The 22,504-nt window shown below is 72.7% G+C and carries 18 protein-coding genes and 1 tRNA gene; 7 read left to right on the top strand and 12 right to left on the bottom strand.

Annotated features, from left to right (window positions below; translation table 11 throughout):
• Positions 1-108: 108 nt before the first annotated feature.
• From ACFWE1_RS11835 to dusB, 10 genes are all read right to left on the bottom strand, one after another.
• Positions 109-181, bottom strand: a tRNA-Asn gene (locus ACFWE1_RS11835).
• A 69-nt stretch (positions 182-250) separates the two neighbouring features.
• Entirely contained in the window at positions 251-1,270 is a 1,020-nt protein-coding gene (locus tag ACFWE1_RS11840; RefSeq protein ID WP_376933637.1) for an NAD(P)-dependent oxidoreductase, read from the bottom strand.
• The gene (locus tag ACFWE1_RS11845; protein ID WP_376933638.1) at positions 1,267-2,121 is read right to left on the bottom strand and encodes an ATP-binding cassette domain-containing protein; all 855 of its coding nucleotides are present in this window, start codon (positions 2,119-2,121) and stop codon (positions 1,267-1,269) included. The genes ACFWE1_RS11840 and ACFWE1_RS11845 overlap by 4 nt, the downstream gene beginning before the upstream one ends.
• 2 nt (positions 2,122-2,123) lie before the next feature.
• Positions 2,124-3,812: an ABC transporter ATP-binding protein gene (locus ACFWE1_RS11850; protein WP_376933639.1), complete on the bottom strand. Its 1,689-nt coding sequence runs from the start codon at positions 3,810-3,812 to the stop codon at positions 2,124-2,126.
• Positions 3,809-4,897: an ABC transporter permease gene (locus ACFWE1_RS11855; protein ID WP_376933640.1), complete on the bottom strand. Its 1,089-nt coding sequence runs from the start codon at positions 4,895-4,897 to the stop codon at positions 3,809-3,811. The genes ACFWE1_RS11850 and ACFWE1_RS11855 overlap by 4 nt, the downstream gene beginning before the upstream one ends.
• Position 4,898: 1 nt before the next feature.
• Entirely contained in the window at positions 4,899-5,990 is a 1,092-nt protein-coding gene (locus ACFWE1_RS11860) for an ABC transporter permease (protein WP_376933641.1), read from the bottom strand.
• 96 nt (positions 5,991-6,086) lie between these two features.
• Positions 6,087-7,718, bottom strand: a complete 1,632-nt coding sequence (locus tag ACFWE1_RS11865) for an ABC transporter substrate-binding protein (RefSeq protein ID WP_376933642.1) — start codon at positions 7,716-7,718, stop codon at positions 6,087-6,089.
• Between the two features lie 201 nt (positions 7,719-7,919).
• Positions 7,920-9,809, bottom strand: a complete 1,890-nt coding sequence (gene dnaG / locus ACFWE1_RS11870; protein WP_376933643.1) for a DNA primase — start codon at positions 9,807-9,809, stop codon at positions 7,920-7,922.
• 62 nt (positions 9,810-9,871) lie between these two features.
• Positions 9,872-11,134 (bottom strand): deoxyguanosinetriphosphate triphosphohydrolase, encoded by a 1,263-nt coding sequence (locus ACFWE1_RS11875; RefSeq protein WP_285465314.1) that lies wholly within the window; start codon positions 11,132-11,134, stop codon positions 9,872-9,874.
• Between the two features lie 47 nt (positions 11,135-11,181).
• Entirely contained in the window at positions 11,182-12,351 is a 1,170-nt protein-coding gene (dusB, locus tag ACFWE1_RS11880) for a tRNA dihydrouridine synthase DusB (RefSeq protein ID WP_376933644.1), read from the bottom strand.
• Positions 12,352-12,442: 91 nt separating this feature from the next.
• Between dusB and ACFWE1_RS11885 the strand changes: the two genes are divergently transcribed.
• The 7 genes from ACFWE1_RS11885 (at position 12,443) to ACFWE1_RS11915 (ending at position 20,820) form a co-directional block, all read left to right on the top strand.
• Positions 12,443-12,925 carry an aminoacyl-tRNA deacylase gene (locus ACFWE1_RS11885; RefSeq protein WP_376933645.1) on the top strand — a complete coding sequence of 161 codons (483 nt, stop codon included), beginning with the start codon at positions 12,443-12,445 and terminating at the stop codon, positions 12,923-12,925.
• A gap of 50 nt (positions 12,926-12,975) precedes the next feature.
• Positions 12,976-13,641, top strand: coding sequence for a DsbA family protein (locus ACFWE1_RS11890; protein WP_376933646.1), 666 nt, complete (start codon positions 12,976-12,978; stop codon positions 13,639-13,641).
• A complete protein-coding gene (locus ACFWE1_RS11895) occupies positions 13,638-13,808 on the top strand; it encodes a hypothetical protein (protein ID WP_376933647.1) in 171 nt (56 codons plus the stop codon). Before ACFWE1_RS11890 ends, ACFWE1_RS11895 begins: the two co-directional genes overlap by 4 nt.
• Positions 13,809-13,879: 71 nt before the next feature.
• Complete coding sequence (locus ACFWE1_RS11900; RefSeq protein ID WP_376933648.1) at positions 13,880-14,443, top strand: PadR family transcriptional regulator; 564 nt, start codon at positions 13,880-13,882, stop codon at positions 14,441-14,443.
• Positions 14,444-14,447: 4 nt separating this feature from the next.
• Positions 14,448-16,178, top strand: coding sequence for an ABC1 kinase family protein (locus ACFWE1_RS11905; protein ID WP_376933649.1), 1,731 nt, complete (start codon positions 14,448-14,450; stop codon positions 16,176-16,178).
• Between the two features lie 20 nt (positions 16,179-16,198).
• Complete coding sequence (locus ACFWE1_RS11910) at positions 16,199-17,539, top strand: SWIM zinc finger family protein (RefSeq protein WP_376933650.1); 1,341 nt, start codon at positions 16,199-16,201, stop codon at positions 17,537-17,539.
• Positions 17,536-20,820 (top strand): hypothetical protein, encoded by a 3,285-nt coding sequence (locus ACFWE1_RS11915; protein ID WP_376933651.1) that lies wholly within the window; start codon positions 17,536-17,538, stop codon positions 20,818-20,820. The genes ACFWE1_RS11910 and ACFWE1_RS11915 overlap by 4 nt, the downstream gene beginning before the upstream one ends.
• Positions 20,821-20,855: 35 nt before the next feature.
• Here ACFWE1_RS11915 and ACFWE1_RS11920 read toward each other — a convergent pair whose 3' ends face one another.
• Positions 20,856-21,662 carry an isoprenyl transferase gene (locus ACFWE1_RS11920; protein ID WP_376933652.1) on the bottom strand — a complete coding sequence of 269 codons (807 nt, stop codon included), beginning with the start codon at positions 21,660-21,662 and terminating at the stop codon, positions 20,856-20,858.
• Positions 21,659-22,456: a DNA repair protein RecO gene (gene recO / locus ACFWE1_RS11925; protein WP_376933653.1), complete on the bottom strand. Its 798-nt coding sequence runs from the start codon at positions 22,454-22,456 to the stop codon at positions 21,659-21,661. The genes ACFWE1_RS11920 and recO overlap by 4 nt, the downstream gene beginning before the upstream one ends.
• Positions 22,457-22,504 lie beyond the last annotated feature (48 nt).

Consider the following 22,504-nt stretch of genomic DNA (forward strand, 5'->3'; position numbering starts at 1 on the left):
CAGTCCGCGTCGCCCGCGTCGCCGCCCTTGACGGCGGCCGGTCCAGGGCGAACGGGCGCGGCATGGTACGAAAACGGCCCGGCCTCCGAAGAGACCGGGCCGCAGATGCTCCCCCACTTGGACTCGAACCAAGAACCTATCGGTTAACAGCCGATTGCTCTGCCAATTGAGCTATGGAGGATCGCTTGTTCAGCGACGACTACTCTAGCAAAGCCGCGCCCACTCTCCCAATCCGAGCGAAGCTCGCCACTCAGTAGCCGTGCTCGAGGTCGATCCGGCCGACGAACGCCCCGTCGCCGAGGAAGGCGCGCACGTTCTCGGCGACGCGTTCGGCGTAGAGCGGCGCCGTCATCTCCTCGGTATCGGCGACGTGCGGCGTGATCAGGCACTGCTCGAACGCCCAGAGCGGATGCCCCGCCGGCAACGGCTCCGGATCGGTCACGTCGAGCCCGGCACCGCCGAGCGAACCCGACTCGAGCGCGGCGACGAGCGCCGTCGTGTCGATGACCGCCCCGCGACCGACGTTCACCACGACGGCGCCCGGGGCGAGCGCGGCGAGCACCTCGGCATCCACGATCCCCCGCGAATCCTCGGTCAGCGCCGCGGCGACGAACAGCAGCTCCGCACCCCGCGCGGCCTCGGCGAGCCGCGCCACCGGCATGGTGCGCGCCGCACCTGGCACCGCGCCGTCGCGGCGGCGCACGACCGTGGCGCGCACCCGGAACGGCTCCAGCAGCCGCAGCAGCTCGACGGCGACGCCGCCGGCGCCGAGCACCACGACCTCCGCGCCGTAGAGGCTGCGTCCGCGTTCGTCGGGCTCCCACGAGCTCGCCGCAGCGCGCCGCGGCAGCTCCCGGAGCAGAGCGAGCGCGAGGGCGAGCGCATGCTCGGCGACGGGCTGCGCGTAGGCGCCCTTGCCGCTCGTCCACGTGCGGCCGTCGCCACGGGCACCGGCGAGCAGCTCGGCGAAGGCGTCGACGCCCGCCCACGGCAGCTGGACCCAGCCGATGCCGGGCCGTTCGCGCAGGATCGCCGCGAGTTCGGCCGCACCGTCGTTCGCGGTCCACACGAGACCCCGGGTGTCGTCGCCGAGCGGCGCGAGCCGCCCGCCGGCGGACTCGACCGCGGCGCGAAGCCCCGCCGAGGCATCCGGCAACACCGCGATCGGGCCTGACGCGGGACGCTCCCCCGCCTCGGCCGCCTGCTGCGGCAGCGCATCGGCGGCCCCGCGCACCGGACGGTGCCGCGCGCCATCCCCGAGCACACTCATGCGAGCGGCGGCTCGAGGTCTTCGATGACGGCGTGCCCGCCGTCCAGCGCGCCCGCGAGCGCGCGGACGTACGGATGCCGCGGATCGGAGAGCACCTCGTCGATCGTGCCGAGGGCGACGAGCGCGCCGTGGTCGAGCACGGCGATCCGGTCGGCGATGCGCCGCAGCACCGGCAGATCATGGGTGATCACGATCGCCGAGAAGGTGTGCCCCTGCCGGAGCTCGTTCACGAGCTGCGCCACGGAGTCGCGCACCGTCAGGTCGATGCCGGCGGTGGGCTCGTCGGCGATCAGCAGCGTCGGTTCGAGCACGAGCGCCCTCGCGAGCGCCACCCGCTGGCGCTGCCCGGCGGAGAGCTCGTAGGGGTACTTGTCGAGGAAGCCGAGCGGCAGCCGCACCGAGTCGACCATCGTCGCCACCCGCGTCGCGAGCGCCCGCGCGTTGTAGTGCTGGTCCCGCTCCAGGATGGGCTCCGCCACGATCTCGCGAACCGAGCGGTCGGCCGGCAGCGCGTCGGCGGCGCCCTGGGCGAGATAGCCGACGTGCAGCGAGAACGCCGACTGCTTGCGCCTGGGGAGCTTGCGCAGCCCGTGACCGAGCACCGTCGCGTCGCCGCCCGTGATCACCGGCTGGCCGTCGCCGGCCCGCGGATCGAGGAACGACCCCGACAGAACGCGCGCGAGCGTGGACTTGCCGCTGCCGGCGCTGCCGAGGATCCCGAGCACCTCACCCGGGGCGAGCGAGAAGGAGAGCCCGTGCACCGCGACGTGCGCGGGACTCGGACCCTTCGCCGGGTACTCGACCGAGAGGTCGCTCAGGACGACGGGGTTCGTGTGTGCCGCGTTGCGCATCCTCAGCGGGCCTCCCGGAGACGACGGAGCTCGGCCCGGCGCTCGGCCTGCTCGACCGGGTCGGGCACGGGCAACGAGGCGAGCAGGCGCTTGGTGTACGGGTCGCTCGGCGCGCCGAGCACCTCGGCGCCGGTGCCCTCCTCGACGAGCTCGCCGTGGTAGAGCACCGCGATGCGGTCGGCGAGCAGATCGACGACGGCGAGGTCGTGGCTGATGAACAGCGACGCGAAGCCGAACTCCTGCTGCAGCTCCCGGAACAGCTCGAGCACGCGCGCCTGCACCGACACGTCGAGCGCGCTCGTCGGTTCGTCGGCGATCAGCAGCTCGGGCTCGAGGGCGAGCGAGCGGGCGAGGCTCGCACGCTGGCGCTGGCCGCCGGAGAGCTCGTGCGGGTAGCGGTCGCCGTACGCGCGCGGCAGCTGCACCGCCTCGAGCAGCTCGTCGACGCGCCCGCGGGCCTCCGCGGCGTCCGCCGCGCGCCCGTGGATCACGAGCGGCTCCGCGACGCACTCGGCGATGGTGAGCAGCGGGTTGAAGCTCGACGCCGGGTCCTGGAAGACGAAGCCGATGCGGCTCCGCGTGGGGCGGAAGTCGCGCTCGCGGATGCCGTTCATCTCGTGGCCGAGCACCTGCAGCGATCCGCCGGTCACCTTGGTGAGCCCGGCGATGGCGCGGCCGATCGTCGTCTTGCCCGAGCCGGACTCGCCGACGAGGCCGAGCACCTCCCCCGGGCGGATGACGAGATCGACGCCGTCGACCGCGCGGAAGCCGGGCCGGCCGAACCGGCCGGGGTAGACGATCTCGAGCCCGCGGGCCTCGACGACGGGCGCCGCGCCCGCCCAGCCCTCGGCACGGGCGGCGACGCGCTCGGCGGCGCGCGCCGTGCCGTGGCCCACGTGCGGCACCGCGGCGAGCAGCGCCTTCGTGTAGTCGGCCTGCGGCGCGGCGAACAGCTCGCGCACCGGCGCCTGCTCGACGAGCTTGCCCTGGTACATCACGGCGACGCGGTCGGCGAGATCGGCGACGATGCCCATGTTGTGCGTGATGAGCACGATCGCCGTGCCGAACTCGTCGCGGCAGCGCCGCAGCAGGTCGAGGATCTCGGCCTGCACGGTCACGTCGAGCGCGGTCGTCGGCTCGTCGGCGACGATGAGACCGGGGTCGAGCACGAGCGCCATCGCGATCACGATGCGCTGCTTCTGCCCGCCGGAGAACTGGTGCGGGAAGTGGTCGATGCGCTCCTCGGGGTCGGGGATGCCGACCCGGCCGAGCATCTCGATCGCCCGCCGGCGCGCCTCCTTCTTCGAGACCTCGCCGTGGGCGCGGAGCCCCTCCATGATCTGCCAGCCCACCGTGTACACGGGGTTCAGCGCCGTCGAGGGCTCCTGGAACACCATGGCGACGTCGGTGCCGCGGATGTCGCGCAGCTGCTGCTTGCCGAGCGAGATGACGTCGCTCTCGCGCGTGCCCTCCCGGTTCGACAGGAGCACGGCGCCGCTCGTGGTCGCCGTCTCCGGCAGCAGCCCGAGGATGGTCTTGGCGGTGACGGTCTTGCCGCTGCCGGACTCGCCGACGATGGCGAGCACCTCGCCGCGGGCGACCTCGAGCGAGACGTCGTCGACCGCCTTCACCGCGCCCGCGTCGGTGGCGAACGAGACGCCCAGGTGCTTGATCTCGACGACCGTGCTCATCGCTTGACCTCGATTCCGTGCTCGTCGAACGATTCGCCCGTCTCGAGGCCGTCGAGGCCCCCGGGTCCGGCCGAGAGGGTGCCGCCGGGGACGACCGAGGTCTCGGCGACCTGGCCGGCGGCCTGCGCGACGCGGCGGCGACCGCGCAAGCGCGGGTCGGCCAGGTCGTTCAGGCTCTCGCCGACGAGCGTGATGCCGAGCACCGCGAGGACAATGGCGAGACCCGGGTAGAGCGAGGTCCACCAGATGCCGCTCGTGACGTCCGAGAGCGCCTTGTTGAGGTCGTAGCCCCACTCCGCGGCGGCGGTGGGCTCGATGCCGAAGCCGAGGAAGCCGAGGCCCGCGAGCGTGAGGATCGCCTCCGAGGAGTTCAGCGTGAAGATGAGCGGCAGCGTGCGGGTGGCGTTGCGCAGCACGTGCCGGAACATGATCCGGCCGTTCGACGCGCCGAGCACCTTCGCCGACTCGACGTAGGCCTCCGCCTTGATCCGCACGGTCTCCGCCCGGATCACCCGGAAGTACTGCGGGATGAACACGACGGTGATCGAGAGCGCCGCGGCGAGGATGCCGCCCCACAGGCTCGACTGCCCGCCCGAGATCATGATCGACAGCGCGATCGCGAGCAGCAGCGAGGGGAAGGCGTAGATCGCGTCGCAGACGACGACGAGCACCCGGTCGAACCAGCCGCCGAAGTAGCCGGAGACGAGGCCGAGCAGCACGCCGGCGATGATCGAGGCGATGACGGCGACGATGATCACGAGCAGCGCGGTCTGCGCGCCCCAGATCACCCGGGACAGCACGTCGTAGCCGCCGACGGTGGTGCCGAAGGGGTGCTCGGCGGAGGGGGCCTGCTGGCTGCCGAAGGCGCCGTCCTCGCCGCGGAGCTGCGCGAAGCCGTAGGGCGCGAGCAGCGGCGCGAAGATCGCCGTCAGGATGAACAGCCCCGTGATGACGAGACCGGCGACGAGCATGCCGCGCTGCAGGCCGACGCTCTGGCGCAGCTGGTGCACGACCGGCAGGCGGTCGCGCAGCCGGTGCTTCGGCACGGCGACGGCGGTCGCGGAGGTGGCGGTGGTGGCGGTCATCTCAGTACCTCACCCTCGGGTCGATGAGCGCCGCGATGATGTCGACGACGAAGTTGGTGAGCGCGACGATGACGGCGAGCATGGCGACGATGCCCTGCACGGCCGCGAAGTCGCGGGCTTTCAGGAACTCGGCGAGCATGAAGCCGAGCCCCTTCCACTCGAAGGTTGTCTCGGTCAGCACCGCCCCGCCGAGCAGCAGCGCGATCTGCAGGCCGATGACCGTGACGATCGGGATGAGCGCGGGCCGGTAGGCGTGCTTCGTCACGAGCCGGCGCTCGGCGACGCCCCGCGAGCGGGCCGCGTCGACGTAGTCGGTCGACAGCGTGCCGATCACGTTCGTGCGCACGAGCCGCAGGAAGACGCCCGCGGTGAGCAGGCCGAGCGCGATCGCCGGGAGGATCGCGTGCCGGAGCACGTCCCCGATGACGGCCGGATCGCCCGTCAGGAACGCGTCGATGGTGTAGATGCCGGTGCTGAAGGGCAGGAACTGCATCTCGAGCTCCGAGCCGGTGGACGCGCGACCGGCGACCGGCAGCACGCCGAGCCAGACCGAGAAGACGAGCTTCAGGAGCATGCCGGCGAAGAACACCGGGGTGGCGTAGCAGAGGATGGCGAAGACGCGCAGTACCGCGTCGCCCCAGCGGTCGCGCACGTAGGCGGCGACCATGCCGAGCGGGATGCCGACGATGAAGGCCACGACGAGCGCGTAGAACGCGAGCTCGAGCGTGGCGGTGCCGTAGGTCACGAGAATCTCGACGACCGGCCGGTTGTCGCCGGTGGTGCCGAAGTTGCCGGTGAAGATCTGGCCGAGGTACTCCACGTACTGCACGATCCAGGGCCGGTCGTAGCCGGCGTTGTGGATCGCCTCGGCGAGCTGCGCGGGCGGCAGCTTGTCGCCGAGCTTCGCGGTGATCGGGTCGCCAGTCGCCCGCATGACGATGAAGACCACCGTCACGAGGATGAAGACCGTCGGGATGATCAGCAGGGCGCGCATCGCGATGTACCTGCCGAGGCTGCTTCCGCCGGAGGATCTCTCCTGGCGTCGGGGGGCGCCACCCGGGGTGGTCGGCGGCGCGGTCGTCGTTGAGCTCATGTTCGCCTATCGTCGGGACGGAACGAAAGGCGGCCCGCCCTCGAAAGAGGCGGGCCGCCCGTTCGGTTCTTCGGAAACCTTACCGGCTGTCGGGGATCAGCCCTTGGCCAGCGCGGCGTAGCGGAACTTGAACGACGCGTCGAGGGTGTCCTCGGCGCCCGTCACGTCGGCTCCGACGACCGCGACCTGCGCGCCCTGGAGGTACGGCACGGTCGACAGGTCGGCCGCCACCTTCTCCTGGATCTGCTCGATGAGCGCGGTGCGCTCGGCCGGGTCGGCCGTGACCGCCTGCTGCAGGATGAGGTCGTTGACCTCCTGGTTGTTGTAGTGGTTCGCCAGGAAGTTCTCGATCAGGAAGAACGGCGTGAGGTAGTTGTCCGCGTCCGAGTAGTCCGGGAACCAGCCGAGCTGGTAGGCCGGGTACACGTCCGAGCTGCGGTCCTTCGAGTACTGCACCCACTCGGTGGTCTGCAGGTTCACCTTGAAGAGGCCGGATGCCTCGAGCTGGTCCTTGATGAGCGCGTACTCGTCACCCGAGGACGGGCCGTAGTGGTCGTTCGAGTACTGCAGGTTCAGCTCGACCGGGACGGTCACGCCGGCGGCCTCGAGGCTCGCCTTCGCCTTGTCCGCGTCGGGGCCGCCGTTGCCGTCGCCGTAGAGCGGCTTCAGCGCGTCGACCTGGCCGGTGAGGCCCGCCGGGACATAGGAATACAGCGGGGTGTAGGTGCCCTTGTAGACCTGCGTGGCGATCTCGTCGCGGTCGATGAGGTCCGCGACCGCCTGGCGGACGGCGAGCGCCTTGGCCGGGTCGGCCTCGGGCGTCGTCGCGCCGTACGGCTGGGTGTTGAAGTTGAAGACGATGTAGCGGATCTCGCCGCCGGGGCCGTCGACGACCTTCACCTTGTCGTTCTTCTTGAGGTCGTCGATGTCGGTCGCGGAGAGGCTCCGGAACGCGACGTCGATGTTGCCCTCCTGCACGTCGAGCTTGAGGTTCGACGAGTCGGCGTAGTACTTGACGTTGACCTTGTCGGTCTTCGGCGCGCCGAGGATGCCCTCGTAGTCGGGGTTCGCCGCGTACGAGATGAGCTCGTTCATCTTGTAGCTCGTGATGACGTACTGGCCGGCGAAGGCCTCGCCCTTGACGATCTCGTCGTCGGAGGTGAGCGAGTCGGCCGAGAAGACGTCCTCGTCGACGATCGGGCCCACCGGGCTCGAGAGGATCTGCGGGAAGATCTGGTCGTTCTCGCTCTTCAGGTGGAAGACGACGGTCGTGTCGTCGACGGCCTCGACGGAGTCGAGGTTGTAGAGCAGCGACGACGGGCCGTTCTCGTCGGCGATCTTCAGCTGGCGGTCGAAGGAGAACTTCACGTCCGAGGAGGTGAGGTCGTTGCCGTTGGCCCACTTGAGGCCCGGCTTCAGCTTCACGGTGTACTCGGTCGGCGCGGTGAACTCCGCGGACTCCGCGATGTCGGGCTCGACGTCGGGGCTGCCGTAGGGGGTGTTCATGAGGAACGGGAACACCTGGTTCATCACGGCGAACGAGCCGTTGTCGTACGAACCGGCCGGGTCGAGCGTCGTGATCTTGTCGGTCGTACCGATGGTGATCGAGTCACCGCCGCCCGAGCCGTTCGAACCGCCGGCCGAGCAGCCCGCGAGCGCGAGCGCCGCGATCGAGAGTCCGGCGACGGCGACGATGCCGCGACGCGCGGTGGTGGATGCGGATGTCATATCCGGGTCCCTCTTCCTGTCAGAGTTCATCGCGGACCAGCGCCCGGTCCGACGCCTGCCCGCGATTCGATATCCCCAACACCTAGCACACGGGGGATGGAAACGTGCACGGCGGGAAGCTGCGACGGAGGAATGTTTACCGATCTGCAACCAAGCGCGCAAGGGATGCGCGTCAGTGCACGGACGGACGGATGGCCCGCCTCACTCGGCGCGGAGGGCCACCCGTTCGCGGTCGATCTCGACGATGGCGCGCTGCAGCATCTCGTAGCTCGCCCGGTCCTCCGCGGCGAGCCGGGTCAGCCGGCCCATCAGCTCGACCTTCTGGCGCAGCAGCTCCCGATCGACGAGCGAGGAGAGCACCCCGCGCACCCAGCCGGCGATCGCCGCCTCGTTGCGCTGCGGCACGGGCAGCACCGCGAGCTGCTGCACGATGCTCGCGAAGGGGGCCGGAACCTGGCCGATGACGCGGTCGACCGTGATCGCCTCGACGCCGCCCGCGAGCGCCGCGGCGATGCCGTCGCGCACGACCGCGAGCGAGGGATTCTCGAAGCGCGCCTCCGCGGCGTGCGCGAGCAGGGCGGGATCGGCGGAGCCCGGGTACTGCAGCATCGCCTGGAGCGCCTCGCGCTCGAGGCGCGTCGAGGGGTCGTTGGGCAGCTCGGAGATCGAGAACGGGCGCGCCGAGGCATCCGGCTGCGACGCTGCCTGCGCGCCGTCGTTCGCGCCCGGGGCGCGCCGCTCGCCCTGGCCGCGCTCGCGCTCCCCCGAACGGCCGCGGCTCGTCGCCGCCTTGACCGCGCGACCGACCTCGCCGAGGTCCATGCCGAGCATGCGCGCGAGCTCGCGCGAGTAGCCGGGGCGCAGCGCCGGATCGCGGATCTCGGCGACGACCGGCGCAGCCTGGCGCAGCGCCGACACCCGGCCCTCGACGGTGTCGAGGTCGTAACGGCCGACGATCTGGCGCAGCACGAACTCGAACATCGGCACCTTGGTGTCGACGAGGGTGCGCACGGCGTGGTCGCCGCGGGCGAGCCGCAGATCACACGGGTCGAGCCCGTCGGGCGCGACCGCGACGAACGTCTGCGCGGCGAAGCGCTGCTCCTCGGCGAAGGCGCGCATCGCGGCCTTCTGCCCGGCCTCGTCGCCGTCGAAGGTGAACACGACCTCGCCCACGCCGGAGTCGTCGCCGAGCACCCGCCGGAGCACCTTGATGTGGTCGACGCCGAACGCGGTGCCGCAGGTCGCGATCGCGGTCGTCACCCCGGCCAGATGGCAGGCCATGACGTCGGTGTAGCCCTCGACGACGACGACGCGCTGGGAGCGGGAGATGTCGCGCTTGGCGAGATCGAGCCCGTACAGCACCTGCGCCTTGTGGTAGATCGCGGTCTCGGGCGTGTTCAGGTACTTCGGGCCGTTGTCGTCCTCGAGGAGCCGCCGGGCGCCGAAGCCCACGGTCTGCCCGGTGACGTCACGGATCGGCCAGACGAGGCGGCCCCGGAAGCGGTCGTAGACGCCGCGGTCGCCCTGCGAGACGAGCCCGGCCGCCGCGAGTTCCTCGGTCGAGAAGCCGCGCCCCCGCAGGTGCTTCGTGAGAGCGTCCCAGCTCTTCGGCGCGAAGCCCACGCCGAAGCGCTTGGCCGCCTCGGCGTCGAATCCGCGCTCGCCGAGGAACCGGCGGCCCACCTCGGCGATGGGCTGCAGCAGCTGCTCGGCGAAGAACTCCGCCGCCGCCTGGTTCGCCGCGAGGAGCCGGGCCCGGTTGCCGTGATCGCTCGCCTGGCCGCCGTCCTCGTAGTGCAGCTCGTAGCCGATGCGTCCCGCGAGGCGCTCGACGGCCTCGGTGAACGAGACGTGGTCCATCTTCTGCAGGAAGCTGTAGACGTCACCCGATTCGCCGCAGCCGAAGCAATGGTAGAAGCCGACGCCGGGGCGCACGTTGAAGCTCGGGCTGCGCTCGTCGTGGAAGGGGCAGAGGCCCTTCATCGAGCCGACGCCGGCGGACTTCAGGCTCACGTACTCGCCGATGATGTCGGCGATGTTCGTGCGGGATTTCACCTCTTCGACATCGCTCTGTCGAATTCGGCCCGCCATGCTCACATCCTATGTCCAGCCGGACCCTCCGGGGCCCGTTCCCACCGCCTCGTCGTGCCCGCTCAGCGCTGCACGAGCCGCTCGTGCCAGGCGAGCGCCGACTGGTCGGTGAGACTCTGCACCTGATCGACGACGACGCGCTTGCGCGCGGCGTCGTCGCCCGCGGCCCGCCAGTCCTCGGCGAGGCCCGGGTCGAGGTGCTGCTCCCCCGTCTCGAGGAGGACGTCGGCCAGCGAGGTCAGCACCTCGCGCTGCTGCCGGTAGATCGGCTGCCGGGTGTTGCGGGACATCACGAAGGCCGCGACGATGCCCTTCAGCACCGCGATCTCAGCTTGGATCTCGCGGGGCACGACGACGTCGCCGTCGAAGCGGATGAGGCTCGCCACCGGGAAGGCCGCCCGGGTGGCCTCGGTCGCGGCGTGCGCGAACCTGCCGATGAGCTGGCTCGTGAGGTTCTTGAGCCGCGCCTGGTCGAGCCGGCTGCCGCTCCACGTGTCGAGCCAGACGTCGAGCGAGTCGAGCCGGTCGAACGCCGCCATCAGCTCGTCGTGCGAGTGCTGCCCGCCGATCCACTCGTACATCGAGGCGACGAGCTCGTCGTGGTCGACGCGGCGGCCGAGCGCCTCGACGTCGAGGTAGCCGTTGACGACGGCGTCCTCGAAGTCGTGCACCGAGTAGGCGATGTCGTCGGAGAGGTCCATCACCTGCGCCTCGATGCAGAGCCGCCGCTCCGGCGCCCCGGCCCGCAGCCACTCGAACACCGCGACGTCGTCGTGGTAGAAGCCGAACTTCTGCCGGCCGGACGGGTCGGCGACGCCCTGCTCCTCGGGCCAGGGGTACTTGCAGCTGGCGTCGAGGCTCGCCCGGGTGAGATTCAGGCCGTAGCTGCGGCCGTCGGCGTCGAACACCTTCGGCTCGAGCCGGGTCAGGATGCGCAGCGTCTGCGCGTTGCCCTCGAAGCCGCCGATGTCGGCCGACCAGGCGTTGAGCGCCTTCTCGCCGTTGTGCCCGAAGGGCGGATGCCCGAGGTCGTGCGCGAGGCACGCCGTGTCGACGACGTCGGGATCGAGGGCGAGGTTGGCGGCGAGCTCGCGACCGATCTGGGCGACCTCGAGCGAGTGGGTCAGCCGGTTGCGGGCGAAGTCGAGGCCCGCGGTGGGGCTCAGCACCTGGGTCTTCGCCGCGAGCCGGCGCAGCGCGCTCGAGTGCAGCAGCCGCGCCCGGTCGCGGGCGAAGTCGCTGCGGCGAGAGGAGTGCTGCTCGGGCAGCAGCCGCTCGGCGTCGGCCTCGCCATAGCCGCCGAAGAGCCTGGCGTCGCCGAGCAGCTCTGCGCCGCCGAACAGGCGGTCGCCGAAGGCCGGGATCGTCACGCTCAGCCGCCGCTCGTGTCGAGCTCGGCGTCGACGAGCGTCACGCGGTCGTGCCCGGCGAGCTCCTGCGAGTCGAGCCAGCCGCCGGGCAGGGCGGGGTTCTTCGGGGTGCCGGCGCGACCGCGGGGGCCCTCCGCCCCCTCGCCCGGGTACGGCATCGACCAGTCGAGGGTGCCGAGCAGGTCGTCGAGCATCTGCAGCGACTCGACCGTGGCGAGCCGGGCGCGCAGCTCGCCGCCGACCGGGTAGCCCTTGAAGTACCAGGCGACGTGCTTGCGGATGTCGCGGCAGCCGCGCTCCTCGCTGTCGAAGAACTCGGCGAGCAGCTCCGCGTGCCGCCGGAAGGTCTGCGCGACCTGGCCGAGGCTCGGCTGGAAGAGGCTGGCGCTGCCGTCGGCCAGCTGTCCGCGGAAGCCCGCCGCGAGATCGCCGAACAGCCAGGGGCGGCCGAGGCATCCCCGACCGACGACGACGCCGTCGCACCCGGTCTCGGCGACCATGCGCAGCGCATCGTCGGCCGACCAGATGTCGCCGTTGCCGAGCACGGGCACCGAGGTGACTGTTTCTTTCAGCTTCGTGATCGCCGACCAGTCGGCGTGCCCCGAGTAGAACTCGGCGGCGGTGCGCGCGTGCAGCGCGATCGAGGCGACGCCGGCGCCCTCGGCGATGCGGCCCGCCTCGAGGTAGGTCAGGTGATCGGCGTCGATGCCCTTGCGCATCTTGATCGTGAGCGGGATGTCGCCCGCGGCCCGCACCGCGCCCTCGACGATGTCGCGGAACAGCCCGTTCTTCCACGGCAGGGCGGCGCCGCCGCCCTTGCGCGTGACCTTCGGGACCGGGCAGCCGAAGTTCAGGTCGATGTGGTCGGCGCGGTCTTCGGCGACGAGCATCGTCACCGCCTCGGACACGGTCTTCGGGTCGACCCCGTAGAGCTGGATGGACCGCGGCGTCTCGGACTCGTGGTGGGTGATGAGCCGCATCGACTCGGGCGTGCGCTCGACGAGCGCGCGGCTCGTGATCATCTCGGAGACGTAGAGGCCGGCACCGAACTCGCGGCAGAGCCGGCGGAACGCGGTGTTCGTGATGCCCGCCATCGGGGCGAGCACCACGGGCACGTCGAGCTCGAGCGCGCCGATCGTGAGCGGCGTGACGGTGGCGGGGATCGTTGACATCCCTTCGATTCTTCCAGATCCCGGCCCGCAGGCCGCCCGTTCCCGCGCGGCGCGTAGGATTCGAACCGGATCGAGCGATGTGGAGGACGAGATGACGGACGCGCCCCTTTCCGGCGTCGAGCGGGTGCGGGCCGACGCGGCCGCCCGCGGACTCGAGATCGAGATCATCGCTCGCCCCGCCGCTCGGAGCCTCGAGGAGGCGGCCGAGCTGCTCGGCATCTCCCCCGGCGACATCGTGAAGTCGCTCGTCGTGAAGCGCAGCGACGGCAGCTACCTCTTCGCCCTCGTACCCGGCGGCCGCAAGATCAGCTGGCCCAAGCTGCGGGCCCTCGTCGGCGTCAACAAGCTGCAGCTGCCCGACGCCTCCCTCGCGCTCGCGGCGACCGGCTACGAGCGCGGCACGATCACGCCGCTCGGATCGACGACCGCCTGGCCGGTGTACGCGGACGAGACCATCGTCGGCCGACGCGTCTCGATGGGGGCCGGCGAGCACGGCCGCAGCCTCTTCGTCGACGCCGACGCCCTCATCGCGGCGTACGGCGCGACCGTCGCGGACCTCAGCGACCCGGAGTAGCTCGTCCGGCGGGCGGGAATGCCGCGCACGGTCCGTGCGTTCGCATCGATGTGAGCACTCCCATCAAGATCGACATCTGGTCCGACATCGCCTGCCCCTGGTGCTACATCGGCAAGCGCCACTTCGAAGCGGGCGTCGCCGCCCTGGGCGAGGACGCCCCCGAGATCGAGGTGGAGTACCACTCCTTCGAGCTCGCCCCCGACACGCCCGTCGACTTCGAGGGCAGCGAGATCGACTTCCTCGCGAAGCACAAGGGCATGCCGGCCGAGCGGGTGCAGCAGATGCTGCAGCACGTCACCGGCGTCGCGGCGAACGCGGGCCTCGACTACGACTTCGACGCCCTCCAGCACACCAAGACGCTGAAGGCGCACGAGCTGCTGCACTTCGCGAAGTCCGAGGGCCGCCAGCTCGAGCTCGCGGAGCGGCTGTTCCGCGCCTACTTCACCGAGGGCCGGCACGTCGGCCGCGTCGACGAGCTCGTCGCGCTCGCCGCCGACGCGGGGCTCGACGCCGACGCCGCGCGCGAGGCGCTCGAGTCCGGTCGCTTCGCCGCGGCCGTCCAGGCCGACATCGCCCAGGCCGGCGCGTACGGCATCAACGGCGTGCCCTTCTTCGTCATCGACGGCAAGTACGGCGTCTCCGGCGCCCAGCCCGCCGAGGTGTTCGGCCAGGTGCTCACCCAGGTGGCCGGCGAACGGGACGGGGCGGTCGCGTGACCGCGGCCGACGGGTCGACTGCGGTGGTCGCGGCCGATGCCTCGGCCGGTGCGCCCGCCGAGGCATCCGCCTCGCCGTTCACGATGGTGCCCGGCGCCCCCGGCGCCATGGTCTGCGAGGGCGACGTCTGCTTCGTGCCCGGCACCGACGCCGCCGCCGCCGAGTAGTCGACCCCTTCCCTCGCCGAGCCGAACGATATATCGTTGAGTATCGTTCGTAGCTCAGCATGGAGGTCACCATGAACGGACAACGCCCGAGCGGCGGATTCAGCGGCACCGGGTTCCCCGGCGACGGCCCCGGCCAGCTGCTCTGGGAGGCGATGTCACAGCTGCGCTCCTCCCTCGACCCGCGCGGCGGCGCCTCCCGCATGGCCCGCGGCGACGTGCGCCAGGCGGTGCTCGTGCTGCTCGCCGAGGAGCCGATGCACGGCTACCAGATCATCCGCGAGATCGAGGAACGCAGCGGCGGTCACTGGAAGCCCAGCGCCGGCTCGGTCTACCCGACCCTGCAGCTGCTCGCCGACGAGGGGCTCATCACGGCCGAGGAGCTCCGCGGCCGCAAGACCTACTCCCTCACCGACTCGGGGCGCGCCGAGGCCGAGGCGAACGCCGATCGGCCCGTTCCCTGGGAGTCGGGCACCCGCGGCGCGGCCCCGCACGCGGCGCTGTCCAAGGCCGGCATCGAGCTCGCCTCCGCGGCCGCCCAGCTCGGCCGCACCGGCACGCCGGAGCAGCTCGAGCAGGCGGTGCGCGAACTCGACGACACCCGCCGGCGGCTCTACTCGATCCTCGCCCAGGGCTGACCGGGTGACGCCGCGCGTCGTCGGCGACGAGCGCGCCCGGCGCGCCCGCTCGCGCCGCATCCTGCGCTTCGCCGCCCGGCAGCTCGTGCAGCTCTGGTGGTTCGAACTCGCGCTGCCGAGGCTCGGCCTCGGCAGCATCGCCGAGCGCACCCGCGCCGCACGCATGCAACGGCTCGCCGCGCGCTTCCGCGGTCTCGCGGTCGAGCTCGGCGGTCTGATGATCAAGGTCGGCCAGTTCCTCTCCTCCCGGCTCGACGTGCTGCCGCCCGAGATCACCTCCGAGCTGGAGGGGCTGCAGGACGAGGTGCCCGCGGTCGCCTTCCCCGAGATCCGGGCGCTCGCCGAGCAGGAGCTCGGCGCTCCGCTCGGCGCGGTGTACGCCGCCTTCGACGAGACGCCCGTCGCCGCGGCCTCGCTCGGCCAGGCGCACCGCGCCCGGCTCGCCGCGCCCGACGCCGAGGACGCCGGCTTCCCCGAGGTCGTCGTGAAGGTGCAGCGCCCCGGCATCGACCGCATCGTCGCCGTCGACCTCGCGGCGCTCCGCCGCATCGCGGGCTGGCTGCGCCGGGTGCGGATCGTCGCCGACCGGGTGGATGCCCCGGCCCTCGTCGAGGAGTTCGCGCAGACGAGCCTCGAGGAGATCGACTACCTGCACGAGGCGGCCAACGCCGAACGCTTCGCCGAGTCGTTCGCGGAAGATCCGAGGGTCGACGCGCCCGCCGTCGTCTGGGCGCGCACGACCCGCCGGGTGCTGACGCTCGAGGACGTCACCGCGATCAAGATCAACGACACGGCGGCACTGCGCGCGGCGGGAATCGACCCCTCGGCGGTCGCCCACGTCTTCGCCGAGGTGATGTTCGACCAGGTGTTCACACACGGCTTCGTGCACGCCGATCCGCACCCGGGCAACCTCTTCGTCACGCCCGGCGCCGCCCCGGACCCGTCGGCTCCCGCAGGGGACTCCGCCACGCCCGCCTGGCGGCTCACCTTCGTGGACTTCGGCATGATGGCCGAGGTGCCCGCCGAGCTCCGCAGCGGGCTGCGCACCCTCGTGATCGCCGTCGCCGCACGCGACGGCCGCGGCATGATCGAGGCCGCACGGGAGATCGGCGTGCTCCTGCCGAGCGCGGACACCGGCGAGCTGGAGCGCGCGCTCTCCCAGTTGTTCGACCGCTTCGGCGGCATGGGCTTCGCCCAGCTGAAGGACGTGGACCCGAGGGAGTTCCGGGAGTTCGGCGAGGAGTTCGGCGACGTCGTGCGCTCCCTCCCTCTGCAGCTGCCCGAGCACCTGCTGCTCCTCATCCGGGCCATGGCGCTCACCTCCGGCATGTGCAGCGGGCTCGACCCCGAGTTCAACGTCTGGGACGCGGTCGAGCCGTATGCGACGCAGCTGCTCCGCGAGGAGGGCGGCGGAGTGGCCCGCGGCTTCGTCGACCAGGCGATGTCGAGCGCCGGCATCCTCTGGGGGATGCCGCAGCGGCTCGACTCGGTCGTCACGAAGGTCGAGCAGGGCCGGCTCTCCTTCGATACCTCGCGCCTCGAGCGGCGCCTCGACCGGCTCGAGGGCGTCGCCCGGCGGGTGGTGTCGGCCGTGCTGTTCGCCGCCCTCCTCATCGGCGGCGCCGTCCTCGTGGCGCCGAGCCCGGCCCTCGGCTGGACCCTCGTCGGGCTCTCCGTGCTGCCGCTGCTGCACGCGCTGCTCGCCGGGTTCTTCGCCCGGCGCGGCCCGCGCTAGCGCTCGGCTAGGCTGCCTGCATGGGGCATCGCGGATTCGCGTCGGCGTCGGCGGCGACCGCGAATGGGCTCGCCCTCGCGCTCGCCCCGGGCCTCGCGCCAGACGGCCCCGATCCGCGACCGAGCTTCTTCCACGGCTTCGCCACCGAGCCGCAGCTCGTCGCCCGCGGCCTGCTGACCCTCGCCGACCTCACCGCCACCCGGTACTTCAAGTACACGCCGACGACCCAGCGCGACCCGGTGCTGACGGCCCACGGCGACCGCCTTCGCGCCGAGGTCTTCTCGGCCTGCAACAGCGTCTACGCCCGACTCGACCTGCTCGCGAGCGGGCTCGACGGCGGCGAGGTGTCGCACGGCACGACGAACGTCGACCTCGGGCTCGCGACGAGGCAGGCCCTCACCGCGGTCGGGCGCTCCGAACTGTTCCACCTCGACGTCGGCGTCGACGGGCTCGCGCTCTCGACCCCGCAGGCGACCGCCGTCGAACGCCCGGTCGAGATGCCGGCCCGCTGGATCCCGGCGTTCGGCAACGTGGCCGAGCTGCATCGCCGCCTGCGCCCCGCGTTCGAGCTGGACCGCCCGGGCGCCCGGGCGCTGCTCGGCTCGCTCCCGGCGACGACGGCCGCGGGGGCGAGCGGCTGGCTCACCCCGACCCCGAGCGGGGCCAGGCTCGCCCCGCGCCGAACCGGCAGCGCGGTGCACGTGCAGGGACTGCACCGGCTCGCCGCACTGAAACGACTGCTCCCCCACGTGCAGGGGCTCGCCGTGTACGGTCCGGCGGACGGCGAGCCGGGGCCGACCGCCGTCGAGGTCTCGCTCCCCCACGCGCGCCTGCTCCTCGGACTCACCGTCGAGTCGTGGCGGGGCTTCTCCGGGGAAGGCTCGCTCGTGAGCGCCCTCGCACCCAAGGACGTCGCCGAGCACGCCGCGCTGCTCTCGGCCCTCCTGTCCTTCGAGCCGGTGATCGACGTCGAGCGGTTGCAGCGGGAGTCCGGGCTCGGCCGCGCCCAGACCGAGTCCGGCATCGCGGTGCTCGCCGCCTCTGGCCGCGTCGGCTGGGACGTGCGGACCGGCGCGTACTTCCACCGCGAGCTTCCTGAAGACCCCGAACGCGTCACGCGAGACCACCCGCGGGTACGAACCGCGCGGCGTCTCGCCGCCGAACGGCGCGTCGCGCCCGCCGAGGCCCCCGACGAGTGGCTCGTCGAGGGCGGGAGCGCTGGGGATCCCGTGCAGTACCTCGTGCGGATCGCTGAGGACGGCGGCCGATGCAGCTGCACCTGGCAGCTCGGTGGCAGCCGCGACCGAGGACCCTGCGCGCACGTGCTCGCCGTCCGCATCCTGATGGAGGAGACCGTATGACCGACGCCCTCGCCCGCTCGCTCGAAGTGTTCCGCGAGCTCGGCTGGGACGGCGCCCCGCTCGCCGACGCGCCCACGCTGCCGATCGGCACCGAGGCGCAGCAGCGAGACGCGCGCGCCGGGCTCCGCCGCGGCGACTGGACGGAATGGGCCGAGCACGACGGTGGCTTCGCCCGGGTCTCCCTCGTCGGCGAGACCGACCACGGGATGCTCGCCCTCTTCGCGATCCGCACCGGCGTCGACGCCAGGCGGGCCGAGGACGTGCTCGGCGGCGCCGGCACGGTGCCCGACGAGCTCGCCGCCGAGGTGCTCGCAACCCGCGGGCCCGAGTTCGCGACGGCGTTCATCGCCCGCGCCTGCCGTTCGAACCGGCGCGCCTGGGAGCACTCGACTTCGGTGCACGCCGGACGCGCGGTGCGGCTCGTGCACCACCACGATCTCCCGGTGCCCGAGAGCGTCGAGTACCTGAAGGACTGGTCCGTTTACGCAGCGCTCGCCCTCGGCGAGGAGGCGGAACTCTTCCCGCAGGACCGCGGCGCGATCGACGCCGAGCTGCTCCGCCCTCGCTTCGCCGAGCACGTCCGCGTCGGTATCGCGGTCGGCGCCCCGGCGACCGGCCCCTTCGGGCGCGCGGTCGCAGCGGGGGTCGTGGCAGGCTGGATCGCGCGCGACGAGGCGGTGGCCCTCGTGCTCCTCGCACTGGATGCGGCCCAGCGCCCGGGAGACCGGAAGGCCTGGGCCGGCACGCTCGTCGGAGCGCTCGCCCTGAGCGACACCGAGCTCGTCGCCCACGCCGGCTCCCTGCTGGGCGCGCTGAGCCACGCCGAGGCGCCAGTCGTCGTCGCGCTCGCGCCCGCCCTCATCGAGCACGGCGAGGAGGACGACGCAGCCGAGGCGGTATCGCTCGCCCTCACGACGAAGCCCAAGGCCGCCCGGCGCGCGGTCCTCGACGCCGCAGCCCGGCGCCGCCGGCCGCTCACCGGCACGGCGGCCGAGACGGTCCGTCCCGCCCTCGCGGCCGTGGCGGACGGGCGGGACGCGGGCCTCGCGAAGTCCGCGGCGGCGTTGCTCGCGCGCTGGGGCCTGACCGCCGAGGCGCCGGGGGCACCTCCCGTCGATGCGCCGCCCGTCGCCTGGGGTGCCACGCCGCCGCTCTGGGAGGTGCCAAGGTTCACCCCGGCGCCGGCGACGGTCGAGGCGCTGTCGGCCGCCGCCGAACGGCTCGCCTCCCGCCCCGAGAACGCCATGGACCTCGAAGTGGATCGCTTCCTCGAGCTCGCGAACGCCGTCGCCCGCAGCGATCCCGATCGGGCGCGCCTCGCCCTGCGCGGATTGAAGCCCGGCTGGCGCGCCGGCGTCGGAGCCGTGGCAGACTGGGTGGCCGAAGCGCCGATCCGCTCGCTCGACCGCCTCGTCGGACCCGGCGGCGAAGACTGGCGCCGCGACGTGCACTACCCGCCGGCGACCGCCCGTGAGGCCGCCGTCGCGCAGCGCCTCGGCGAGGTGCCGACGCTCCTGTCGACCCCGAGCTGGGACGACCTCCGGATCGACCCCGAGGAGCTGCTCGCCCGCCTGCGCGCCTACCGCGACGCCGACGCCGCCGCGAGCGAGGCCGACCTGCTGCTCGCCCTGCTCCGGGTCGAGCGCTCGCTCGTCACGCCGGCGCAGCTCGACGAGCTCGCCACGCTCGAGGTGCCGGTGCTGCTGCAATCCGGCGAGCGGATGGCGAGCGACGCGGGCCCCGCCGCTCGCGCCTACCTGCTCGACCCGCTCCGCGAGCCGGCACTCGTGCGGGACGAAGACGGCGACTGGTCGCGCGCCGAGACGGCCCTCCCGGCCTCGCTCAGCGGATTCCCGCCGCGGCTCGACCCGAGCCGCTACGGCTGGGGCTCCCCGGTCGAGCTGCCGGGCTGGGGCGACGGCACGCACTCGGGCGATTGGCTGGAAGCGGCGAGCGGGTACACCTGGCGTCAGCTCGCCCGCCGGGCCCGACCGTTCGGACCACGCCAGGCCGCTGCGCTGATCGGCGGACTCCGCTCACCGCACGAGCAGGCCGCCGGCGACATGTTCGAGGCCGTGCTGGAAGCTTGGGAGCGCGGCCTCCTCGTCCCGGGCGTGGCCGATCTCCGGCTCGTCGACCGCGGCGGCCCGAGCGGCGCGGCGCAGCTCGCCCGCGTCGCCGGAGAGCTCGCCGAGGCCGGACTGGGATCGCTCGTCTGGCCGCTCCTCGACAGCACCGTCGAAGCCTCGCTCGCCGGGGTCCGGCTGATCCCGGGCACGGCGGAGCTCGTCGAGGCGATCGACGCCCTCCTGCCCTCCGCGCAGGCCGCCGTCGCCGCGGGAGTCGCCGAGGCATCCGTGCTCGAACTGCCCGGCACCCGCGCGCTCGCCGCGCGAAGCGGCTCCTCGCGCGCCGTCGCCGCGGCCCGTGCGGTCGTCGCCCGCCTCCCCGAGGCGAGCGAGCACGCCGCTCCCCCTGCGACGGAGACGGAACCCGCGATCGACCTCGACGACGTCTGGCCGGCCGGGGACGGCGAGGGCGTCGCGATCGACGACGGCGTCGAGCCGGGTGCGACGGTGCTGACCCGAGGCTCGAAGCGCTTCGTGCCGCTCGAGTTCGCACTCGCCGAAGATCCGGGCGTGCGCTACCGCGCGCTCATGCCGTGGGCCTACGCCCTCGACCGCGAAGGGCAGCTCGACGCCGAGACGGTCGACGGCGACGAGCGGCGGTGGATCGAGTGGGACGAGGCCGCGGGCCGCCTCTCCGTCTCCGAGTTCCGCGATCGCAGCACCGGCGGGACCGGCCCCCGCAGCGACGGGCTCGAACCGCCGCTCACCTCGCTCATGGTCGCGGTCGTGCTCGCCTCGCTCTGCTCGGACGTCGAGTCGCGCTACAGCGTCGATGCGATGGTGGCGGCGCGCAAGTTCTCCGCGGCCTCGGTGCGGCTCGCCGCCCGACGGCTCCTGCCGCTGCCCGAGCTGACGCCCGCGCGCATGATGGGCTCGATCGAGCGCGAGCTGCGCGCGCTGCCCGTGCTCTGGCCGCTGCTCACCGAATCGGTGCGCTTCGCGGCGGCACAGCCGAAGCCACCGGCCTGGCTGAACCGGGTGCTCGACGTCGCCCTGCTGCGCGCCCCGGTGCTGCGGGCCGCGGCATCCGCCGGGCGGATCCCCGCGGACGACGCCGCCTGGCCCGGTCTCGCCGAGCTCGCCGGCCGGACGGGCTCGTCCGCCGCGCTCGGGAAGGCCCGCACCCTCCTCGCGGAGCTCGGGCTCGGCTGAGCCCGCAGCCGGCGAGCCGGCGAGCCGGCGACAGGCTACTCGGCGCTCGGGGCGTCGACCGCGCCGCCGAAGCGCCGGGTACGGCGGGCGTACAGCTCGATCGCGCGCCAGAGATCGACGCGGGAGAAGTCCGGCCAGAGCGTGTCGAGGAACACCATCTCGGCGTACGCCGACTGCCAGAGCAGGAAGTTCGAGGTGCGCTGCTCCCCGGAGCTGCGCACGAAGAGATCGACGTCGGGCATGTCGGGCTGGTACAGGCGCTTCGCGATCTGTTTCTCGCTCACGGCGGAGGGCCGGAGACGCCCGGCCGCGACGTCGTCGGCGATCGCCCGGACCGCATCCGTGATCTCGTTGCGCCCGCCGTAGTTCACGCACATCGTCAGCGTGAGCACGTCGTTGCCCGCCGTCAGCCGCTCGGCGAACTGCAGCTCCTCGATGACCGACTTCCAGAGCCGGGGCTTGCGCCCCGCCCAGCGGATGCGCACGCCCCACTCGTTCAACTGGTCGCGCCGGCGGTGCAGCACGTCGCGGTTGTAGCCCATCAGGAAGCGCACCTCGTCGGGGCTGCGCTTCCAGTTCTCGGTCGAGAAGGCGTAGACCGAGAGGTGCTTCACCCCGATCTGCACGGCGCCGGCGACGACGTCGAGCAGCGCCGCCTCGCCCGCCTTGTGGCCTTCGATGCGGGTGAGGCCCTGGCGGTTCGCCCAGCGGCCGTTGCCGTCCATCACGACCGCGACGTGCTCGGGCACGGCGCCGCGCGGCAGCTCCGGCGGGTAGAGGCCGGTCCAGTCGATGGGGCGGTACGGCACCGCATCGCGGTGCGTGTAGGGCTTCGGGGTCACGGGGTTCCTGTCTGGGCTGGTGCGCCGCGCGCCGTACGGTCGGTCGCCGCGCGGACGGCCGGCTCGTCGGCGTCTCGGCTGACGTGCGGCAGGGAGCGGAGCCCCCGCTCGAGGTGCCACTGGGCGTAGGCCGCGACGATGCCGGAGGCCTGGTTGCGGTCGCGCTCGGGCGCCGACTCGGCGCGCGCCCAATCCCCCGTCAGCAGCGCGCCGAGGAGCGCGATCGTCGAACGCTCGATGCGCGGCGAGCCGGGCGGCGCGCACTCGTCGCAGACGATGCCGCCGAGCTGCACCACGACCGCGCGGTGCTCACCGGGCCTCGCGCAGCGGGAGCAGTCCTCGAAGCTCGGCGCCCAGCCGGCGAGGGCGAGGGCGCGCAGCAGGTAGGAGTCGAGCGTCAGGCCCGGGCCGTGCTCGCGCCGGGCGAGCGATCGCAGCGCCCCGACGAGCAGCAGGTACTGCTGCAGCGACCCCTCGGCCTCGGTGACGCGGTCGGCCGTCTCGACCATCGCGTTCGCGGCGGTGTACGCCGCGTAGTCCTGCGAGATCTCGGCGCCGTAGGAGCCGAGCGACTCCGCCTGGGTGATCACGTCGAGCGTGCGACCCTCGTAGAGCTGCAGGTCGGCGACCATGAACGGCTCGAGCCGCGCCCCGAACTTCGACGCGGTACGGCGCACGCCCTTCGCGACCGCGCGGATCTTGCCGTGCCGCCGCGAGAGCAGCGTGACGATGCGGTCGGCCTCACCCAGCTTGTGGGTGCGCAGCACGACGGCTTCATCTCGATACACGGGCACCAGACGATTCTCCCACCTCGGGCCCGACGAACCGCCGGAACACGGGGC

It is taken from the genome of Agromyces sp. NPDC060279 (assembly GCF_042726785.1).
Taxonomy (GTDB): Bacteria; Actinomycetota; Actinomycetes; order Actinomycetales; family Microbacteriaceae; genus Agromyces.